General features: G+C 46.4%; 16 protein-coding genes. 13 read left to right on the top strand and 3 right to left on the bottom strand.

All coding sequences use genetic code 11. From position 1 onward, the window contains the following. The first annotated feature begins 2 nt into the window (after positions 1–2). From OU793_RS10770 to OU793_RS10795, 6 genes are all read left to right on the top strand, one after another. A complete protein-coding gene (locus OU793_RS10770; RefSeq protein ID WP_140103195.1) occupies positions 3–3,065 on the top strand; it encodes an efflux RND transporter permease subunit in 3,063 nt (1,020 codons plus the stop codon). Beyond that, the gene (locus tag OU793_RS10775; protein ID WP_140103194.1) at positions 3,062–4,564 is read left to right on the top strand and encodes an efflux transporter outer membrane subunit; all 1,503 of its coding nucleotides are present in this window, start codon (positions 3,062–3,064) and stop codon (positions 4,562–4,564) included. The genes OU793_RS10770 and OU793_RS10775 overlap by 4 nt, the downstream gene beginning before the upstream one ends. Positions 4,565–4,748: 184 nt before the next feature. Beyond that, complete coding sequence (locus OU793_RS10780; protein ID WP_011106259.1) at positions 4,749–5,003, top strand: hypothetical protein; 255 nt, start codon at positions 4,749–4,751, stop codon at positions 5,001–5,003. 371 nt (positions 5,004–5,374) lie between these two features. Then, a complete protein-coding gene (locus tag OU793_RS10785) occupies positions 5,375–6,391 on the top strand; it encodes a GGDEF domain-containing protein (protein ID WP_005479826.1) in 1,017 nt (338 codons plus the stop codon). A gap of 65 nt (positions 6,392–6,456) precedes the next feature. Then, the gene (locus OU793_RS10790) at positions 6,457–7,272 is read left to right on the top strand and encodes a helix-turn-helix domain-containing protein (RefSeq protein ID WP_005479824.1); all 816 of its coding nucleotides are present in this window, start codon (positions 6,457–6,459) and stop codon (positions 7,270–7,272) included. Beyond that, positions 7,272–7,925 carry a LuxR C-terminal-related transcriptional regulator gene (locus tag OU793_RS10795; RefSeq protein WP_024703103.1) on the top strand — a complete coding sequence of 218 codons (654 nt, stop codon included), beginning with the start codon at positions 7,272–7,274 and terminating at the stop codon, positions 7,923–7,925. Before OU793_RS10790 ends, OU793_RS10795 begins: the two co-directional genes overlap by 1 nt. 52 nt (positions 7,926–7,977) lie before the next feature. Here the strand turns inward: OU793_RS10795 and OU793_RS10800 are convergent, their stop codons facing one another. Then, a complete protein-coding gene (locus OU793_RS10800) occupies positions 7,978–10,386 on the bottom strand; it encodes a glycoside hydrolase family 2 protein (RefSeq protein ID WP_159404292.1) in 2,409 nt (802 codons plus the stop codon). Between the two features lie 303 nt (positions 10,387–10,689). Here OU793_RS10800 and OU793_RS10805 point away from each other — a divergent pair, with 303 nt between their 5' ends. Then, entirely contained in the window at positions 10,690–12,273 is a 1,584-nt protein-coding gene (locus tag OU793_RS10805; RefSeq protein ID WP_193237401.1) for a BCCT family transporter, read from the top strand. A 69-nt stretch (positions 12,274–12,342) separates the two neighbouring features. Here OU793_RS10805 and OU793_RS10810 read toward each other — a convergent pair whose 3' ends face one another. Next, the gene (locus OU793_RS10810) at positions 12,343–13,071 is read right to left on the bottom strand and encodes a UTRA domain-containing protein (RefSeq protein ID WP_064484233.1); all 729 of its coding nucleotides are present in this window, start codon (positions 13,069–13,071) and stop codon (positions 12,343–12,345) included. Between the two features lie 209 nt (positions 13,072–13,280). Here OU793_RS10810 and OU793_RS10815 point away from each other — a divergent pair, with 209 nt between their 5' ends. Genes OU793_RS10815 through OU793_RS10840 form a run of 6 tightly spaced genes read left to right on the top strand, consistent with a single transcriptional unit; the run spans position 13,281 to position 18,583 of the window. Next, complete coding sequence (locus tag OU793_RS10815; protein WP_005464148.1) at positions 13,281–14,363, top strand: ABC transporter substrate-binding protein; 1,083 nt, start codon at positions 13,281–13,283, stop codon at positions 14,361–14,363. A gap of 30 nt (positions 14,364–14,393) precedes the next feature. Beyond that, a complete protein-coding gene (locus OU793_RS10820) occupies positions 14,394–15,218 on the top strand; it encodes an alkaline phosphatase family protein (protein ID WP_042780351.1) in 825 nt (274 codons plus the stop codon). After that, positions 15,215–16,114: an ABC transporter permease subunit gene (locus OU793_RS10825; RefSeq protein ID WP_025525367.1), complete on the top strand. Its 900-nt coding sequence runs from the start codon at positions 15,215–15,217 to the stop codon at positions 16,112–16,114. The genes OU793_RS10820 and OU793_RS10825 overlap by 4 nt, the downstream gene beginning before the upstream one ends. A gap of 3 nt (positions 16,115–16,117) precedes the next feature. Next, entirely contained in the window at positions 16,118–16,903 is a 786-nt protein-coding gene (locus OU793_RS10830) for an ABC transporter permease (RefSeq protein WP_005464197.1), read from the top strand. Continuing rightward, a complete protein-coding gene (locus OU793_RS10835) occupies positions 16,903–17,922 on the top strand; it encodes an ABC transporter ATP-binding protein (protein ID WP_140143456.1) in 1,020 nt (339 codons plus the stop codon). The genes OU793_RS10830 and OU793_RS10835 overlap by 1 nt, the downstream gene beginning before the upstream one ends. Before the next feature lies 1 nt (position 17,923). Next, the gene (locus tag OU793_RS10840; RefSeq protein ID WP_159404290.1) at positions 17,924–18,583 is read left to right on the top strand and encodes an HAD family phosphatase; all 660 of its coding nucleotides are present in this window, start codon (positions 17,924–17,926) and stop codon (positions 18,581–18,583) included. A 569-nt stretch (positions 18,584–19,152) separates the two neighbouring features. Here the strand turns inward: OU793_RS10840 and OU793_RS10845 are convergent. Continuing rightward, the gene (locus tag OU793_RS10845; protein WP_159404289.1) at positions 19,153–19,992 is read right to left on the bottom strand and encodes a DNAase; all 840 of its coding nucleotides are present in this window, start codon (positions 19,990–19,992) and stop codon (positions 19,153–19,155) included. Positions 19,993–19,996 lie beyond the last annotated feature (4 nt).

A 19,996-nucleotide genomic window follows, 5' to 3' on the forward strand; every position in this document is an offset into this window, starting at 1 on the left:
CCATGATCAATTTAGCTGAATTCGCGATTCGCCAACGTAAGTTCGTTCTGTTCTTTATCGTATTGAGCGTGATCGCTGGCATCTATTCTTACTTCGACTTAGGCAAGTTGGAAGACCCGAGCTTTACGGTAAAAACTGCGGTAGTCGTGACCCTTTATCCGGGTGCGTCTGCCGAAGAAGTCGAGCACCAAGTCACCGATACCGTGGAAACCAAATTGCAGGAAATGGCGGAGTTGGATCGCTTGCGCTCATTGTCTCGCCCAGGTTTGTCTATGGTCTTTGTTGACCTCAAAGAGAGCCTTAATTCCAAAGCACTTCCGCAGGAATGGGACTTATTGAGACGCAAAGTGGACGATGTAAAACTGCAGCTGCCTTCCAGCGCGCAGATCAGCGTAGTACAAGACGAGTTCTCTGAAGTCTACGGTATGCTTTTCTCTATCCACAGCACAGATGCTGCGCCAGAAGAGTTGCGTCGCTACGCCGAAGAGCTGCAACGCCAAATCAAAGCCGTCGACGGCATCAAAAAGATCGAGCTACACGGCATTCAACCTCGCGTTGTACATATCGATATGCCAGACGAGCGCTTGGCTCAATATGGTTTGTCGATCGCACAAGTTTGGAACCAACTGAGCACACAAAACAGCACGTTCGAAGCGGGAAAATTCGATGCAGGTACAGAGCGTATTCGTATTGCGCAAACCAGTGAGTTTCAGTCTCTAGAAGACATTCGCAATTTAATCATCAATGGTGGCACCGGCGAGTTTGGCTCGGGGTTGATTCGTCTTGGTGACATCGCCGATATCACCATGGGTTATCAAACACCAGCATTGGCAGAAAACCGCTACAACGGAGAGCCCGCTGTCACCTTGGCGGTGAGCCCAGTTCAAGGCATTAACGTGGTGTCACTTGGCGATACGATTCAAGACATCATCGCTAACTACCAAGCAACGCTGCCGCTGGGTGTCGACATCTCGACCGTTGCTTATCAACCTGAAGAAGTACAAAAGTCTATCGACGACTTTGTTGGCAACCTGCTTGAAAGTGTCGCGATTGTTTTTGTGGTGTTGTTGGTTTTCATGGGCTTTAAGAGTGCAACCATCGTTGGCGCAAGCTTGCTCCTGACGATTTTGCTCACGCTTGTATACATGAACATCGCCAGCATCGATTTGCACCGTGTCTCGCTAGGTACGTTTATTCTCGCACTGGGCATGTTGGTGGATAACGCCATTGTGATCACCGATATGATGATCGCTAAGCTCAACAAAGGTATCGAGCGAACTCGCGCCGCGATTGATTCCGTCAAAGAAACCGCCGTGCCACTTTTAGGTGCAACTGTCATCGCGATTATGGGCGCAAGCCCAGTGTTGTTCTCCAAAACCGACTCCGCCGAGTTTGCGAGCTCTGTGTTCTACATTGTGGCGTCGTCACTGTTGCTTTCATGGATCGTCGCGATGACGTTTACGGTATTAATGGCGTGGATGTTCATCAAGCCAAAAGCTAACAACGAAGAGACTAAACCGAGCCGTTATAAACAGTTGGTATTCTGGACGGTGGACAACCCGCGTAAAGCATTAGCCGCTTTGGTTCCGTTGATTTTAGTCACCGCCGTGGCAATCCCGTATGTGGCCGTGAACTTTATTCCTCAGTCGGATCGCTCAATTGTGTTTCTCGATTACTGGCTACCCAATGGTGCCAAGATTGAACAAACCTCGGCAGACATGCGCAAAGTTGAAGAATGGTTGGTCGCACAACCAGAAGTGGAAAGTATCTCTAGCTATGTCGGCACCAGTGCACCTCGCTTCTCGGTAACGGTAGAGCCTGAGCCGCTCGACCCTGCCTACGGGCAGATTCTGATCAACACCAAAGACTACGAGAGCATCAGTCACTTGGTGACGCGTGGTGATGATTGGCTGAAAGAGGCGTTTCCAGATGCCGAACCTCGCTTCCGAGCGCTGAAGCTGGCAACCAAAGATAAGTTCGCGGTTGAGGTGCGTTTTTCTGGTCCGGATGAAACCGTACTACATCAACTAGCGGCGGAAGCGAAAACGATTTTTGCTTCAAACCCTGATGCAAAATACATTCGCGATGATTGGCGCCAAGAAAGCAAAGTGCTCAAGCCGATTCTAAACCAAGACAAAATGCGTCAAGCAGGCATTAACCGCGCCGATGTCGCTTTCGCGCTAAAACGTGCATCAGATGGCATGCCGCTCGGACAAATGAACCTGAATGATGAGCTGATTCCAATTCAGTTACGTGGCACATCGCAAAACATGGCGTCACTAGAAACGCTACCTGTGCGCTCTCTACTTGGCTTTAACAGCGTTCCGCTTGGTCAAGTGGTGGATGGATTCGAACTGGTCACCGAAGAGAGCATGATTTGGCGACGCGACCGCGTGAAAACCATCACTGTTCAAGCGGGTGTGAGCCGAGACTCCACACCAGCGAATGTAAGAAATGCCATTAAAGATCAGGTTGAAACTATCCAACTTCCGGCGGGTTACAGCATGGAATGGGGCGGCGAATATTACGATGAAGACAAAGCGGTCACCGACATCATGAAGCAGCAGCCAAAGGCAATGCTGATCATGGTGATCATCCTAGTCGCGATGTTCAACGGCTTTAAGCAGCCAATCATCATCCTCGCAACGCTACCACTGGCAGCATCAGGGGCTGTGTTTGCTCTGCTTGGATTCGATAAACCATTTGGCTTTATGGCGCTAATCGGAGCCATCACACTAACTGGGATGATCATCAAAAATGGCATCGTACTAATGGATCAAATTGAGCTCGAACGCACAAATGGCAAGAGCTTGTCTGACGCGATCAAAGAAGCCACGGTCAACCGTACTATGGCCATTTCTATGGGTGCGTTAACGACCGCGCTCGGCATGATCCCGCTGCTGTCAGATCTGCTGTTTGACCAAATGGCGGCAACCATCATCGGAGGCTTGGCGGCCGCAACCATATTGTCACTGTTTGTCATGCCAGCACTATATCGCCTTGCTTACAAAGAAAAAGCACCGTCCACACAAACCAACGCTGAGCTAGAGGAGGCGTCATCGTGAAAAAATTCATTCTAACGCCTGTCGTTCTAGCCCTAAGTTTAGCGGGCTGTGCAGTGGGGCCAGACTACCAAGCACCGACCACCAGCATGGCAGAAACCTACTTGAACGCCGAAAATGCAGGGTTGAGTACCGATTCACAACACGTTGAGTTTTGGTGGACTAAGTTTCACGATCCGGTGTTGAATCAAATGGTTCAAGACATGCAGAGCCAAAACATTCCGCTGAAAGTGGCGTCCGAGCGGGTGAAAATAGCCAACAACTATAAAACCATGGTGGAGTCATTCAAGGTGCCGACAATTAGTCTCGGTGCGGGTTACATGAACTATCAGTTCAGTAAAAATGACTCTTCACTCGGTCCGATATTGAATCCACTCAGTGATTCCGTGTCGGGTCTGCCACCTCAAATTGGTAACGTCACCCTAATGGATAATCAGCACGATGGCGTATTTGCAGGCGCGAGTATCGCTTGGGAGGCTGATCTGTTTGGGCGCATCGACCGCCAAGCGAACGCGGCACAAATTCGTCTCGAACAAGCTCAGATCTATCAAAGCGGCTTGAACACGGTGATCACAGCGGATTTGATTCACAACTACTTGCAATACCAAGGCGCGAGTGAGCGCCTTGAATTGGCAAAGTCGAACTTAGAAGATCAACGACGTACACTCGACCTCGTCGGAAAAGTCGTGCGCAGCGGCTACGGTTCTGATCTCGATTTAGCCCAAGCAAAGGCCACGCTTGCGGCGATGGAATCGCTCGTTCCGCAGTTAGAAATTGCACAACAAGCGCACAAACATCGTTTAGCAGTATTGCTTGGTGAGCCGCTAACGCAAATCGAAATCCGCCTATCTAAGCAGCATAGTGTACCTATCATGCAGGACATGGTGCCGGTCGGTTTACCTTCCGATCTGTTGAAACGTCGTACCGATATCCGCTTAGCAGAGCGCGAAATGGCCGCGCTCAATGAAGAGTTAGCAGCAAGCGTTGCTGATCAATATCCGAAGTTCTTTTTGACAGGCGCTCCGGGGTTGTCGGCGTCAAGCTTTGACGATCTTTTCAGTAGCGATTCTTTCGGTTGGATGGGCGCGGCAGGCGTAAGCTGGAACTTGTTCGATGGGGGTCGTGGCGAGGCAATTGAAGCCATCAACCAAGCGCGTTTTGATTCGGCGACATTGTCTTATCAACATACGGTAGAGGCGGCTTTGGCAGAAACCGAATCCACGCTGTTTACTTATGGCCGCAGCCAAGAAAATCAGCGCCGAATCGATGAGGCATTGAAAGCCACCAATAACGCCGTCAACAAAGCCAAGTCACTGTACCGAGCAGGCTTGATTGATCACTTATCGGTTTTAGATGCGCAACGTCAGCAACGCATGATGCAAGATCAGCAAGTCGCGGCAAAGTTGCAAACCGCACAAGCTACGATTGCGCTCTACAAATCACTTGGTGGTGATTGGACGCTACAACCAGAAGCACAACCCGAAACGAATGCCAAAGGTTAGGTTTCTTACAAGCCTCACACCTTTGCATCATAACGGATGCCGTTAAATCGGTTAAAAAGAGGCCACTTAGATGGCCTCTTAGTTTGTGAGGCAAATATTTCTACCACCTATACCCTCTCTCGGTTGTATAATGCCGGCTCTGAAATATTTTGTTACGTTACTTCGGTAACCCCTGGATTACAACATGAACAACAGCAGATGGGTCGGCTTGCTCGGCGGCACGATCGTTTTACTTTGCACATTTCTCCTATTCGGATCTTCCGTTCATGCTGATTGGTACATGATGCCTGCAGAAGCAGTGAACGGCATCGCATTTACACTGGCTTTCGGGCTAGGGCTGAATAGCATTTTTGCCTACGTCACAGCATTCATTACGCTCGCTGCGTTATTCTACATTGGCTACGTTGTTGGCTACCGCGTTCATCAAAAGCTTAGGTAAAAACCTTAACTTTAAGACCATTTATCTCAACCCACCTAACACTTAAGTTTTAGCTTTTATTCAATAAATTGGCTTTTAACCTACTTTTTATGCGGACATATTGAGATCGGAGCATTTTCCCGAAAACCGTATAGTTTTATGCCATGCTGCCTCATAGAATAGTTTATAAAAACGGCAGTAGGTATCGAGCAACTTTATGAAATGCAGTGTCGCATGCAGACGAGAACAACGCCCGAGAAAGCATATGCGCCCAGCATTTCCCAACCTAAGCGGCGCACTTTCTGTGTTTCTCCCGTCCTCCATTCACACTCAGTCCATACAGACTTCTCTCCCTGACTGCCCATTATTTGCTGTTCCTAAGAGACATAACGATGGACAGAACGCAGTTCACCAAAATTTTTACGCGCTACTACATGCGCTCTACAAGTTTGGGGATTATTTTTACCCTATTCGCTTGTGCAATCAGAGGGGTTAATCTTGTTGTATACCTTCCTTACGTGTTATCCGCGAGCACTTGTTTTACTTACCTTTGGGCAAGTCGAACTTTCACGCTCGAGCAAAAACATCAATCTGTCGTCATTGCCCTAATCCTCGGTTACACCCTCACTTTTTACCTGTACTTTTTCTTAGGCGGACATTTTCTTTTTTCGTCGTTGGTGACGATCAACCTACTTTTGACCATGGTTGAGTTCGGTGTTTTTTGGTCGTTCTTTACCTACGCCTTATCAATGACTTTTTGCTTTTACATTGATTTGATAACAGCAGGGAATGACCCTTTTAAACTCCACGCTTTAAAAGAATTTTTCATTCAAAGTACGTTTTTATTTTTGTTCAACCTGTTTATTTACAAAGGACTACGCTCTATCGAGTGTTATTGGCATGGCATTTGGCAAAAACAATATGAACAGGTGGAAAAGCTTGAACGATTACTCGAAATCGACGAGCTCACTGGGTGCTATTCCCGCTTTAAAGGCAATCAACTGATCGAACAACAGATTCAACGTGCCCAACCGTTTACTCTGTTGTACATCGATCTTGATGGCTTTAAAGCCGTGAATGATGAATTTGGTCACGACGCCGGAGATAAGGTGTTGCAGATCACCGCCCAACGTATTTTGCATCTGTTAGACGACGGCCAGTTCGCGACACGCATCGGAGGCGATGAGTTTATTCTGTGCCTGCCAAACATCGAAGACACCAAGGAGTTAGAACAATTTCAGTCTTTGCTGCATCACGCATGCAGTGCACCCATTTTTATCCATTTTCAAAACGTTCACATCGGTTTAAGTGTTGGTATGGCTCGCTTTCCTCATGAAGGAAGCTGTAGCGATTCCTTAATTCAACATGCTGACCAAATGATGTACCTCACTAAAAGATCAAGAACATAAAGTTTTGGCTCGGTCCGAGCCGCTGAGAAGCACTCAAAAATATAATAATTTCAGGACGTAGATATATGGTTAGTAAGTTAGAATTTTCGCATGCAGTGGCTGCTATTCGAAAGGAAAGGGGGTTAACTCAAGGCCAATTAGCGGATGAGCTAGCCCGAAGTTACAGCGCTTTTGAAAGCTTAAATCAACCCACATTAAGCCAGTGGGAAAGCGGTAAAGTAACGCCCAGTTTGCTCAAGCGGCTTGCTTTCGCTCACTACATCGGCAAGCAGTATCAATACACCTCCAGCGAATACAAACGGGTCAAAGCTTCACAAAGCAAAAGCATCTATTTGAGCTTTAAAGACATTGTTTACGAATACCGTGTAACCGATGTGAAAAATTGCGCTCTTAGCCAAATCAGTTTGACGGAGTATGAGCAAATTAACGCCGTGCACAAACAACTGATCACGCCCGGCGGAATAGAAGACACGCTCAATCAATTCAATGAATCCCCCAGCAAGGCCCGCCTCTACTACTGTGAAGGCATGTTGGTTGGCCATTTGATTTATCAAGAGCTGAGGTCTGAATTTAGGATTCTCAGCTTTTGGCATTTAGGGCGCTCGATACTGAAGTACTTAGTCACCGACATTCTCCAAGTCATGGGAAATACGATCATCCATTTCCCGGTTCATGAGCCCGTGATTAAACAACTTCTCTTCGACATTTTTATTCGGGACTTCTATCAACATCGGCGAGTTACGTTCTTTAGAGCCCCCGCCACACAAATCTTCGGAAACCCCATGGTGAAATATTGCTTTGATGGGCTGTTAGACCTGGTGCTCTATCGCTTTCATCAAGTAGGAAATGAGTTTATGCAGTCTCGACAGGAGGTTCATTGATGATGAATACCAACACAACCAACAACACCGTCTTATTGTTCACCTTCAACAACATTCAAGGTCGCGGCTTGCAAACCGCTATTGAACAGAACCTAGAAAAACCCGTACTTTTAACCCAAGGCGCTGACGTCAATTTCCCTAGCACCCGCGATGAACACTATATAGCGATAGTCGATAGTTCTCTCCCTGAATTGCCAGAGGTCAAACAAACTCTCAGTGAGTTAGAGCACGTAGATGCGACTGTATTGGTCAACGCAGAACCGAATCTGAGGATCGAGAGCTTACTCACTTGGTCAAACTTGAAAGGTTTGTTCTATTTTGAGGATGATTTCGACAAGGTAATGATGGGGCTAAAAGGCATTTTGAACGGAGAGAATTGGCTCTCTCGCGATATTCTCAATCAACTGATTGGCCACCTATTGAGCCTAAACAATACCGTCGGTGAGCTAGAAACGAAACTCGAAATGGAACTGACCCGTCGTGAGATGCAAGTGCTCTCTGCACTGTGTCAGGGTGGCTCAAACCTTGATATTGCCGATTCGCTCTTTGTCAGTGAGCACACGGTGAAATCGCACCTCTATAGTATTTTCCGTAAGCTCGAAGTCAAAAATCGCATGCAAGCCATTACGTGGGCAAAACGTAATTTGCTCTAGTGTGAAACAACAAAGGGAGCATGGAAGCCCCCTTTCAACGTTGAGTTTGTGTTTACTGCATCAAATGGTAAACCCGTAATGATGTCGACATCGCGGCCAGATCGTCTCCCAAAAACTCAATCGTTACAGGCTGGTTCGCCAGAAGAGTGAGGCTGGAATCACTAAAACGACCTTGGGTATCACACTCCACATGCACAAAGAAAGCAGGCTTATCCGCAACTAATGTAATTTGGCGTCCCTCAATCGAGACATCAATATTGGCTTTCGCCATCGGCAAAGTTTTCAGCTCATGAGAACAAAACCATGTATTACTTATTCTGTCTTCACCGATTTGCGCTTCAACATAGAAGAAGCCTGACCTAAGTTCATCCTTCTCAAACGATTCATCCAATTGCCACAAAATCGTATTACTGTCTGCTATGACCGTCTGTTCTAAACTCCAACATTGCTTTTCTTCCCCTTGCCAATCTACCCACTTGAGCTGTGTATTGACGCTTGCGGGCTCTTTGGCATCATTGAGCAAATGCAGGCTCAACTTGCCTGTATGCTCGGAAAATACCAAATACTGCGGCGCAAAAAATCGCTTCGCATGGTAGTGCAACTGCTTCCAACGGCCGCTGTACTCCAAGCTTGACCACGAACTGACGGGCCAGTTGTCATTGAGCTGCCAATACAGCATGCCTCGACAAATTGGAGAAATCGCACGCCAGTGATCACACGCGGTTTTGATGGCCATCGCTTGTTGCACCTGGCTCAAATACAACATCTGCTCAAAGCCCGATGGAAAACGGAAGTAACGAGTAAACATCTCAGTGATGATGCTGTTACCACGTGGATTCTTTTGGTGTTGCTCGAACGTTGGTGAAGTGATGTTCCAGTCTCGCTCGGGTACAAACTGCTTCACCTCCGCGAAAGATGGCCAAGATTGGAAGCCAAATTCAGAGCAAAAACGAGGATTGATGTTTAGATACGCGCTAAATGATTTACCCGAATGCCATACATCCCAAAAGTGCATGTCGCCTTTACGATCGTCGTGCCATGCGTCACCAAAATCCAACTCGCCATTGCAGGGAGAGCTCGGCCAAAAGCGGCGCGAATCATCTTGCTGAGTAATCACTTGTTCAATCATGCGATTGAGGCGGTCATAATTGACGGTGTATTTCACTTTGTTGTGCTTAGATTCGTCATACCAACCAATGGCACCAATTACTTCGTTATCGCCACACCAAAGTGCAATGGAAGGATGCGCTTTAAGACGCGGAATTTGGAATCGAAGTTCTTCTTCTACGTCTTTTAAAAACTCGTCGTTTGATGGGTACAACGAGCAGGCGAACATCATGTCTTGCCACACCAGCAAACCGAGTTCATCGCAAAGGTTATAAAAGGTTTCACTCTCGTACTGACCGCCGCCCCACACGCGAATCATGTTCATGTTGGCATCAACCGCACTTTGCAGTAGGTCTCGATAACGGCATTCACATTCTCGCCCCGGCATCGCATCGACAGGAATCCAGTTCGCACCTTTGGCATTAATAGGCGTGCCATTGACGATAAATTCCATCGCAGAGCCATGTTCATCTGCCTGACTATTTAAGCTCAACTGACGAAGTCCAATCTTGCGCGACAGCGTTTGCTCACCACAACCAACAGAAATGGTGTACAGATGCGCATCGCCGTAACCTGCTGGCCACCAGAGTTGCGGCTTTTGAACATGGAACTGACAGTGATAGTGACCACTTCCTTCGGTTTGAATAAATTGAACTTCGCCATCAAATTCCACGGTAACATGATGGCTTTGGTTGTCGGTTTGCACTTCCACCAGCGCGTCTAAAATCACACTGCCATCGGCTTGCCATTGTTGCTCGATTGAGACATTTTTTAACCAAATGTCGGTCACTACATCGATTTGGATTGGGTCGTAAATTCCCGATACCATCAAACAAATGCCCCAATCCCATCCGGAATGGCATTGTGTTTTGCGGATCAAATTCATGTGTGGAATTTGGTTGTTGCCCATTGCCGATGGAATAGGAAATGGCAGTTTTTTTGCTCTTGCGATACCTTCTAAATCCACCCGAGCAAACTCAACCCGAATTGTGTTAGTACCTTGTTTTAAATACGGTTTAATATCCACACGTTGCTGGGCAAACATATTGCTGCTAGTTAGTACTCGCTCACCATTGATAAAGAACTGAGCCAAAGTGTCAACGCGAGTCAGCGTCATCCAAATATGAGAAGCGCACAGCGTGGAGTCGCCCACTTCAAACTGTCGTTCAATATGCCAATCACACGCTTCGATCCAGCGGACTTTGGCTTCGTTGTCAGCAAAGTAAGGATTGGGGATGAGCTCTGCTTGCAATAATGCCGAGACATTATCGCCGGGTAAATTCATAGGAATATCGATATCTGAACGCTGTGGTGAGGTAAGTTGCCACGTCCCGTTGAGTTCAATTTGAGCCATAGGGTAAGACCTTTAATTTTTATTAGAACAGGTTGGCTCAATGTAATTCTGATGAGTCCCTACAAGAATAAGGGGAATGTCATTTACAAACGAAATGCGGCGCACTTCACGCTAAAATTTCAGTCAAAATCTCTGCAAAAAATCAGAGGCTTGGCTAAAGTGTTAAAAATTAATCTAAATCTACGGTTATATTCGCTATCTCGACATGTTACCATCAGCGGCTTTTTGAACATCCTCACACTTTTCATCGACTTGATGTGAGGGGAAATGCACGGCTTCCGAGCCCTAAAAAGCGAAGTAATTATGTCAAATATGACGAATGCCGCCCCCCATACTCCTATTCAGGAAGCAGACTATTCTGCCATTCATCCCCCTTCCCTACTGAAACGCCTCGAACTCACCAATCCAGTATTCTGGTTGAGTGGTAGCTTCCTCAGTTTGTTCGTTCTGCTTGCATTGACGAACACCGAATCTCTAACCGCAATGGTTAACGCAGGCTTTGGGTTTGCGACAAAATATTTCGGAGCTTACTGGCAAGTATTGCTTCTTCTCAATTTCCTTATCGGTTTGGCTCTCGCGTTTGGTCGTACAGGGTATGTACGTTTGGGCGGCTTAGCGAAACCAGACATCGACACATTCAAATGGCTGTCGATTGTACTGTGCACCCTACTCGCTGGTGGTGGTGTTTTTTGGGCTGCTGCCGAGCCAATTGCTCACTTTGTTACAGCGCCACCTTTGTATGGTGAAGCTTCACCAAAAACTTCTGCAATCAATGCGTTATCTCAGTCGTTTATGCATTGGGGATTTTTGGCTTGGGCGATTCTCGGTTGCCTTTCATCCATCGTCTTGATGCACCTGCACTACGACAAAGGCTTGCCACTTAAACCACGCACGTTGCTTTACCCAATCTTTGGCGACAAAGCGATTCATGGCTGGATTGGTAACCTGGCGGATGCGTGCAGCATCATCGCCGTTGCCGCTGGTACTATCGGTCCTATTGGCTTTCTTGGTTTGCAAATCAGCTACGCGCTGAACTCATTATTTGTTTTCCCAGATAACTTCATCACCCAAAGCATGGTGATTGTCGCTGCCATCGTGATGTACACGCTTTCGGCGCTAAGTGGCGTAAGCAAAGGCATCCAACTTGTGAGCCGTTACAACATCATCCTGTCGGTACTGCTGATCGGTTACATCCTGTTCTTTGGCCCAACGAGCTTTATTATTGATGGCTATGTGCAAGGCGTAGGCCGCATGGTGGATAACTTCTTCCCGATGGCGCTTTATCGCGGTGACACTGGCTGGTTAAGCTGGTGGACGGTGTTCTTCTGGGGTTGGTTTATTGGTTACGGGCCAATGATGGCAATCTTCATCGCGCGTATTTCGCGTGGCCGTACAATTCGCCAATTGATTTTGTCCATCAGTATTGCTGCGCCGCTGATCACCTGTTTTTGGTTCAGCATCGTGGGCGGTAGCGGTTTAGCATTCGAGCTCGCGAATCCGGGATTGATCTCTTCGGCTTTTGAAGGCTTCAACCTTCCAGCCGTATTGCTTGCAATCACTGGTGAACTGCCATTTCCAATGATCATTTCCGTGCTGTTCTTGATTTTGACCACCACCTTCATCGTTACGACTGGTGACTCGATGACCTACACCATCAGTGTAGTAATGACGGGTTCTGCCGAGCCAAACGCAGTGATTCGCTCGTTTTGGGGATTGATGATGGGCGTTGTGGCTATCGCGCTGATTTCTATGGGTTCAGGCGGTATCACTGCGCTGCAATCCTTCATTGTGATCACCGCGGTTCCCGTATCTTTCATTTTGCTACCTAGCATTTTGAAAGCGCCGGGCATTGCCAATCAAATGGCGAAGGAGCAAGGTTTGGTTTAAGTCTGTTTTAGATATCCAACTCCATAAAATGCAAAGAGCCCTTAATTGGGCTCTTTTTGATTCTGCTGTTTATCCCACGCTGTCTATGCGAATCATCACCGCGTCAGGTCGCCAATATTCCAACTCGCAATCCATTAGCTCGCCATCTTGCTTGTAGTTCACGCGACAAATTTTCAGTACAGGTTGTCCTTCAGTCAGGTTCAATGCTTTCGCCACATGTGCTGGCGCTGACGTTGGAATGACATCGAATCGAGAGCGCATTGTCTCGTAGCCATATTTCTCACGGAAAATGCCCGTCAGCGACATAGTCAGATTCTCTGCCAAAATACCATCGAACAAACTCGCTTTTAGCACGTTTTCAACAAACAGCACGGCTCGTCCATCAATACAACGCAAACGCTCAATGATGTGGATTGGCGTCATCTGCTCGATATCAAGCGCTTTTGCGTAATCCCCTGCCGCCATTTCACTGCGCACGCTGATCAGTTGGGTGGCTGCAATCCGATGCTGCTCACGAATCATTTGATGAAAGTGAGAACGCGACAACGGGTTGTAGCAGATTCGCTCAGGAGACACGTACCAACCACGGCGTTCTTCTCGATAAATCAGCCCTTCAGTTTCCAACGAGACTAATGCATCTTTAATCGTGATTCGGGTGGTAGAAAACAGCTCACTTAACTCTCTTTCTGAAGGCAGTTTTTGCCCTTGAGAAACCACGCCAGAGTGAATTTGCTGTCTCAAGCTGGTTTTAATTTTTCCTAACTGCGTCCCTAACTGGCCCGCACCTGTTGCTTTCATTCTGACCTAGTCCAATAGATATTTTCTCAACAACATAAGCGGCTTAAGTAACAGAAATATGACAAGCCAAACTGCTCACTTATTCATCAAATGAAATGCAAACGCCACAGAAGTGAATCATAACTGTCAAATTATCTGCACCAAACCGTCACATTCCCCCCATAGGATAAAAAGCGAACTTACTGACCTAGTCCAGAAGGATAGAGACAATGAAAACTTTGCTTAGCCGTTCCACTGCCGTGCCTGCCAAACTGCTTGCAGCCACCGCAATTACAGCAACATTATCGGCGCCTGCTTTTTCAGCGGATGCCAATGTAGAATCCCTAGTAAAAGCCGCTCAAAAAGAAGGCTCGGTTTACAGTGTGGGCATGCCAGACAGTTGGGCAAACTGGAAAGACACGTGGGCTGATTTGCAATCAAACTACGGTTTGAAACATCAAGACACTGACATGAGCTCTGCACAAGAAATCGCGAAATTCGAAGCAGAGAAGAAAAATGCGACCGCAGATATCGGTGACGTCGGTTTTGCATTTGCGCGAGTTGCCGTGAAAAAAGGCGTAACTCAACCGTATAAACCGACCACTTGGAATGACATTCCCGATTGGGCGAAAGATAAAGATGGCCATTGGGCGCTGGCATACACTGGCACTATCTCTTTTATCTCAAACAACAACCTAGTCAAAGACGCACCAAAAACTTGGGGTGACTTACTCAAAGGTGACTACAAAGTGACGGTTGGAGACGTAGGCGTTGCGGCGCAAGCGAACAACGCGGTTTTGGCAGCCGCTTTTGCCAACGGTGGTGACGAATCGAACCTTAAACCAGCAATCAAGTTCTTTGCTGAACTGGCGAAACAAGGTCGCTTGTCGTTTACCGATCCGAACATCGCCAACCTAGAAAAAGGCGAAGTTGAAGTGGCGATCATGTGGGACTTCAACGCGCTGAACTACCGCGACAAGATTGACCGCGAGCGCTTTACTGTCACGATTCCACAAGATGGTTCCGTGATTTCTGGTTACACAACCATCATCAACAAATACGCGAAAAATCCAAACGCAGCCAAATTGGCTCGTGAGTACATCTTTAGTGACCAAGGCCAAATAAACCTAGCAGAAGGTTACGCACGTCCAATTCGCACCAGTATTACTCTGCCAAAATCTGTGCAAGACAAGCTGATTGCAAATGACCAGTACAGCAACGTTCACCCAGTGACCGACTTCTCTGCATGGGAAAAATCAGCACGTAAGCTGCCGCGTCAATGGCAAGAAAGTGTGTTGATTCACCAACAGTAACCTCCCTCCAAGAAGTATTGAGAATTTATCATGAGCAATAAGGTTATCCTTGTTGTTCTAGATGGACTGAACTATCAGGTAGCCCGCAATTGTATGGGCTACCTAAACGGTCTACTAGAACATGGTCATTCACGACCAGAAATGCGCGCCACGCTTTACCCCGTGCAATGTGAACTCCCTTCAATGTCGCGTCCACTGTATGAGTGCATTTTAACTGGGGTTCGCCCCGTAGAAAGCGGCATTGTGAACAACAATATCGTTCGTCTGTCGAATCATGATTCCATCTTTAGTTTGGCAAAATCGCAAGGCAAAGTGACGACGGCGGCGGCTTACCACTGGGTGAGTGAACTCTATAACCGCGCCCCGTTTGAGCCGATTCGCGATCGTTTTACGAACGATGAAACCATGAATATTCAGCACGGCTGTTTCTATCATTGGGATCATTATCCTGATGAAGCGCTTTTCATAGACGCGGAACATTTGCGTCGCACTCACCAGCCTGATTTTTTGCTGATCCACCCAATGAACATTGATGACATGGGTCACAAGCACGGGTTGGATTCTCGCCAATACCGCAACTCAGCACGCAGTGCAGACATCATTCTCTCCAATTACATCGAGCAATGGTTGGCCGATGGCTATCAGATCATCGTCACCAGTGACCATGGCATGAACAACGATCTTTCTCACGGCGGTATTCTCCCTGAAGAGCGTGAAGTCCCGATGTTTGTGATTGGCGACAAGTTCACACATCAAGAGTGTCACGTTAAGCAAACCGAGATTTGTGGCACGGTTTGTCAGTTGTTAAACCTTGACCATAATAAACCTTACACGCAAGCGTTGTTAGCACTATGAGCAGTTCTGTTTTATCACCAAGCGCGAGCCGCGCGGCGAAACCAACGACAAGCGTTTGGCTCAAGCGCATCAAACCCGCAATCTGGCTGGTTCCCTTTGCGCTTTTTTTCTACCTATTTCAACTCGCGCCCATGATTTGGGTGCTGTTTAACAGCTTTATCTACGATGGAGAGTTCGCTCTCGATAACTACATCGAAGTACTCGATTCTGCGTTCATGCTGCAAGCATTCGGAAACAGTTTATGGCTGTCCGTTTGGTCGAGCATTTTCGGGCTCGCCATTGCGACGCTGTTAGTTTCTTCCTTACGCCGAGTAAACAGTAAGCTAAGAGACGCCGTGATTGCCTTCACCAACATGAGCAGCAACTTTGCAGGCGTACCTCTGTCGTTTGCCTTCATCATCATCTTAGGCACAAACGGCGCGATTACGTTGTTGCTCAAGCAATATGGTTTGCTCGGTGATTTTGACTTGTACGGCAAATGGGGCTTGCTAGCGATTTACATCTACTTCCAAATCCCACTGGCGGTTTTACTGCTTTATCCCGCTTTTGATGCGCTGAGCGATGATTGGCAAGCGGCGGCTGCACTGTTGGGGGCAAGAACTGCGCAATATTGGGCGAAAGTGGCTTTGCCTGTGCTTTCTCCTGCTCTGTTTGGCACTTTCATTATTTTGATCGCCAATGCGATCGGCGCGTATGCCAGCGTCTATGCGCTCACTTCTGGTAACTACAACGTCATTACCATTCGTATAGCTAGTTTGGTGTCTGGTGATTTGTTCCTAGAGCCAAATTTAGCAGCCGCCATCTCGGTCATCTTAATGGCGCTGTTGGCGTTTATTACGGTGATTAACCAGTGGCTGATTGCCAAAAGTTACGCAGCCAAGAAAAGCAGGAAGTAAACCATGCAAGACGTAAATTCTCGATTCCATAAAAGCGTCGTTTACACCATCGTCGGAATCATGCTGATCCCGATTCTAGCGACGTTCATTTACTCGATCTCTTCTCGCTGGGGCGCAACGATTCTGCCTGATGGTTTCACTTTTGACTGGTACATTAAACTGCTTACGGATCCTCGCTTCTTACAGGCGTTTGGTCGCTCGCTCTTTATTGGCCTTTCAGCACTAGCACTGAGTGTTGTTCTCATACTGCCTGCGATTTTCGTGGTGTTTTACTACTTTCCGAAACTCGACAAGCTGATGAATATCCTGATTTTGCTGCCATTTGCAGTACCACCAGTGGTTTCGTCTGTCGGCCTTCTTCAACTCTATGCTGACAGCGAAATTTCCCTCATCGGTACACCCTGGATTTTAGTGGGTACTTACTTCACCATCGCATTGCCATTTATGTATCGCGCCATTTCCAACAGCTTTGAAGCCATCAATTTACATGATTTGATGGACGCAGCGCACTTGCTTGGCGCAAGTACGACCAAAGCTTTTTTGTTGATCATTTTGCCCAATTTAAAGAAAGGTTTAATGGCATCGTTGTTCCTCTCCTTCTCATTCTTACTAGGAGAGTTCGTGTTCGCCAATATTTTGGTCGGCACTCGCTACGAAACCCTACAAATCTATTTGTACAACATGCGTCAAACCAGCGGCCACTTCACATCTGCGCTCGTGATGACCTATTTCCTGTTTATTTTCTTACTGACTTGGTTGGCAAGTCGTTTCAGCCGAGGAGTCAAATAATGAGTTACGTAACCGCAAAAAACCTTACCAAACGTTTTGGTGACAATAAGGTATTTGAAGACATTCAATTCGCTATCGAACAAGGCGAGTTCATCACGCTTTTAGGACCTAGTGGCTGTGGTAAATCCACCCTACTTCGGAGTCTTGCGGGTTTAAATCCGGTTGATGGTGGCGAAATCTGGGTAAATGGCGAAGAGATCACCCACCAAGTGCCACAAGAAAGAGGCATCGGTATGGTTTTTCAGTCTTACGCGCTGTTTCCAAACATGACGGTTGAGGGCAACATCGCCTTTGGCTTGAAAATGAAGAAACTTGCCTCTGATGAAATTCAACGCGAAGTGACGAAAGTCATAGAGTTAGTTGACTTAAAAGGCAAAGAAAAACACTACCCACACCAACTTTCTGGGGGCCAACGTCAGCGTGTGGCATTAGCCCGAGCGCTCGTGGTTAAACCTCGTATTCTTTTACTTGATGAACCGCTTTCGGCACTGGATGCAAAGATCCGTAAGCATCTTCGCCAACAGATCCGCGATATACAAAAAGAGATGAACCTAACCACCATCTTTGTGACTCATGACCAAGAAGAAGCGATGATCATGTCTGATCGAATCTTTTTGATGAACAAAGGGGAAATTGTTCAAGCCGGCACACCAGAAGCGATCTACACTCACCCTGCCAATGAATTTGTGGCTGGGTTTATGGGGCATTACAACTTGGTCGATGCTAACAAAGCCAAACAACTCTTTAATATCGATACCGAATGGAAGGTGGCAATTCGTCCAGAGTCCATCTACGTGAAAGAGCATGGTCGCCAATACGGAAACCATATTTCTGCTCCGCAGATGGGAACCATCAAAAATCACCAACTGCTTGGCAATGTAATTCGCTACCAAGTGTGCGTCGAAGAGTGCGATCTTACGGTCGATTTGCTCAACCGTTCATCCGAACGCTTGCTAGCTAACGGCAGTCAACTAGAGCTGCTATTTAACCTTAATGAAATTCAACCAGTGAGAGCCTAACATGTCCAAACCTTTGTACGTCTTTGATATGGACGAAACTCTAATCAACGCCGACTGTGCGATGATTTGGAATGCGCTTTTGGTTGAAAAAGGCATAGCAACGCAATCAAACTTCATAGAGGAAGATCAGCGTTTAATGGCCTTGTACGCAGAAGGCAAAATGGACATGGAGGACTACCTAGAATTCTGCATGGCGCCATTGGCTGACATGCCCGTTGCACACGTCCATACGTTGGTAGAAGAGTGTGTAGAGCACCACATCCTGCCTAAGCAGTTTGAGCAATCCAAAACGTTGATAGCACAGTTGGCTCGCGATGACATCGATATGGTTATCATCTCTGCGAGCGTGACATTCTTAGTCGAAGCGGTCGGCCGTCGATTAGGAATTCCCGTCGCATTAGGAATTGATTTGGTTGAGAAGCACGGCAGCTACAGCGCTGAAATTGCAGGTGTTCCGAGTTATCGTGAAGGCAAAGTTATACGCTTGAAAGCATGGTTAGATGCTCAGCCAGAATCTTATTCTGAAGTCCATTTTTACACCGACTCCATCAATGATTTACCTTTATGCGAATACGCAGATTACGCATATTTGGTGAATCCTTGCCCTCAATTAAAAGCACGCGCAGATAAAGCCAATTGGACAGTTTTGTCTTGGGGTTAGTCGCCAACATCTTAAGCTAATCTTTACAAAGTAAAAGAGCGAAATAGGCTGCTCTTTTACTTTCTTGGCTTTAATTTCCATCGCACCTAAGAGCATAACCTACCACTCAAACACGCTGCTGCTCTCGCGCAAAAACAAAACACATCATTAACAAACGCAAGGACTTTATGTCACCTTAATCTGAGATATGAAAGATTGAGAACATACTGAGAGCGAATTTATATAACAAAAACAAATAAGCAAAACTCAATTTATGAGTCAATTGGTTATCAAAAACTGAGTTTATGCACACTGCGCGTACAGTCGAACAACATATTCACAATCCAGACTAACGATAATGAAATCATTGATTGAAGAATTAACATTTTAACAATGATTACAACAATGTTAACTTTAGCTCCGTTGGTCGCGCTGGTGGTAAGCCTTTCACCAAGCCTATTGTCAGTTTTATATGGACGTTCGACCACCTCCAAAATGAATAGACACCCAATTTGGTGCCCTTTTTACGCCCGCAGAGGAAATTCTTTGCGGGCTTTTTTCTTTTAGTTTTAAAGTCAGAGCGCACAGGATCAGTTTTGTTTCGTCAATCTCTCTACCTTGGAGGTAGTATACGAATCAACAAGCGGAGACAATTCTAGTAACTCTAACACCTTTTTCTCAAAGGTTTCATCAGCACTTCTCACCCAATCTAAAAACTTCTTTTGAGCAAACATAGGCTCGATTTCGTATAAAAACTCGATACTAAAGTAAAACTCGTTTTTGATATGCAAATTGTAAACTCTTCGATAGTCCTTCTTATACTCCAAGTTACCTTCTACGTATTTTGAGTACGTTTTCTCTCCAACATCAATAACTTGGCATTTAATTGGGGGGTAGCCGCGAAGAAACTCCCCTACGAGAAACTCTTCTTTCGCTCTCTTTTTTTCTTCGTTTATCGGCTCTAATCCCCAGCGATGATTTGCGTAATCGATAGCATCATTCATCATCTCTGTATGATCTCCTTTCTTAGATCCTTCAGGAGACTCTAGAGCATGATAAAACTCCACATACTCTTTTTCTATTAATGAAGATAACTGATTGACAGAGTGAATGCTCTCATTGGCAGACTTGATCCTTAGCCTAATATATAAACCACCTTGTTTATTTATAGGTAATAGAGGGTTTAATATTTTTTTTTGAAATGAGAAATAAATAGAAGCCAATTTTATTAACTTTTCATGCCGTTCTACTTTTGAGTCAATATCGAATTTTTTTAACTCCACAAGATCTTGGTATACATGCCCTTCATATATATTATTCGGACACTCAAATGACAATACTAAGTCATCTATCTGGAATACATTATGTAGCAAGTTTGAAAAATCTGGTTTTCCTCGAAAGCCATCTTTACAAATTTTAATAAGGCCCATATTT

The organism is Vibrio sp. VP6 (genome assembly GCF_028823755.1).
GTDB classification, from domain to species: domain Bacteria; phylum Pseudomonadota; class Gammaproteobacteria; order Enterobacterales; family Vibrionaceae; genus Vibrio; species Vibrio parahaemolyticus.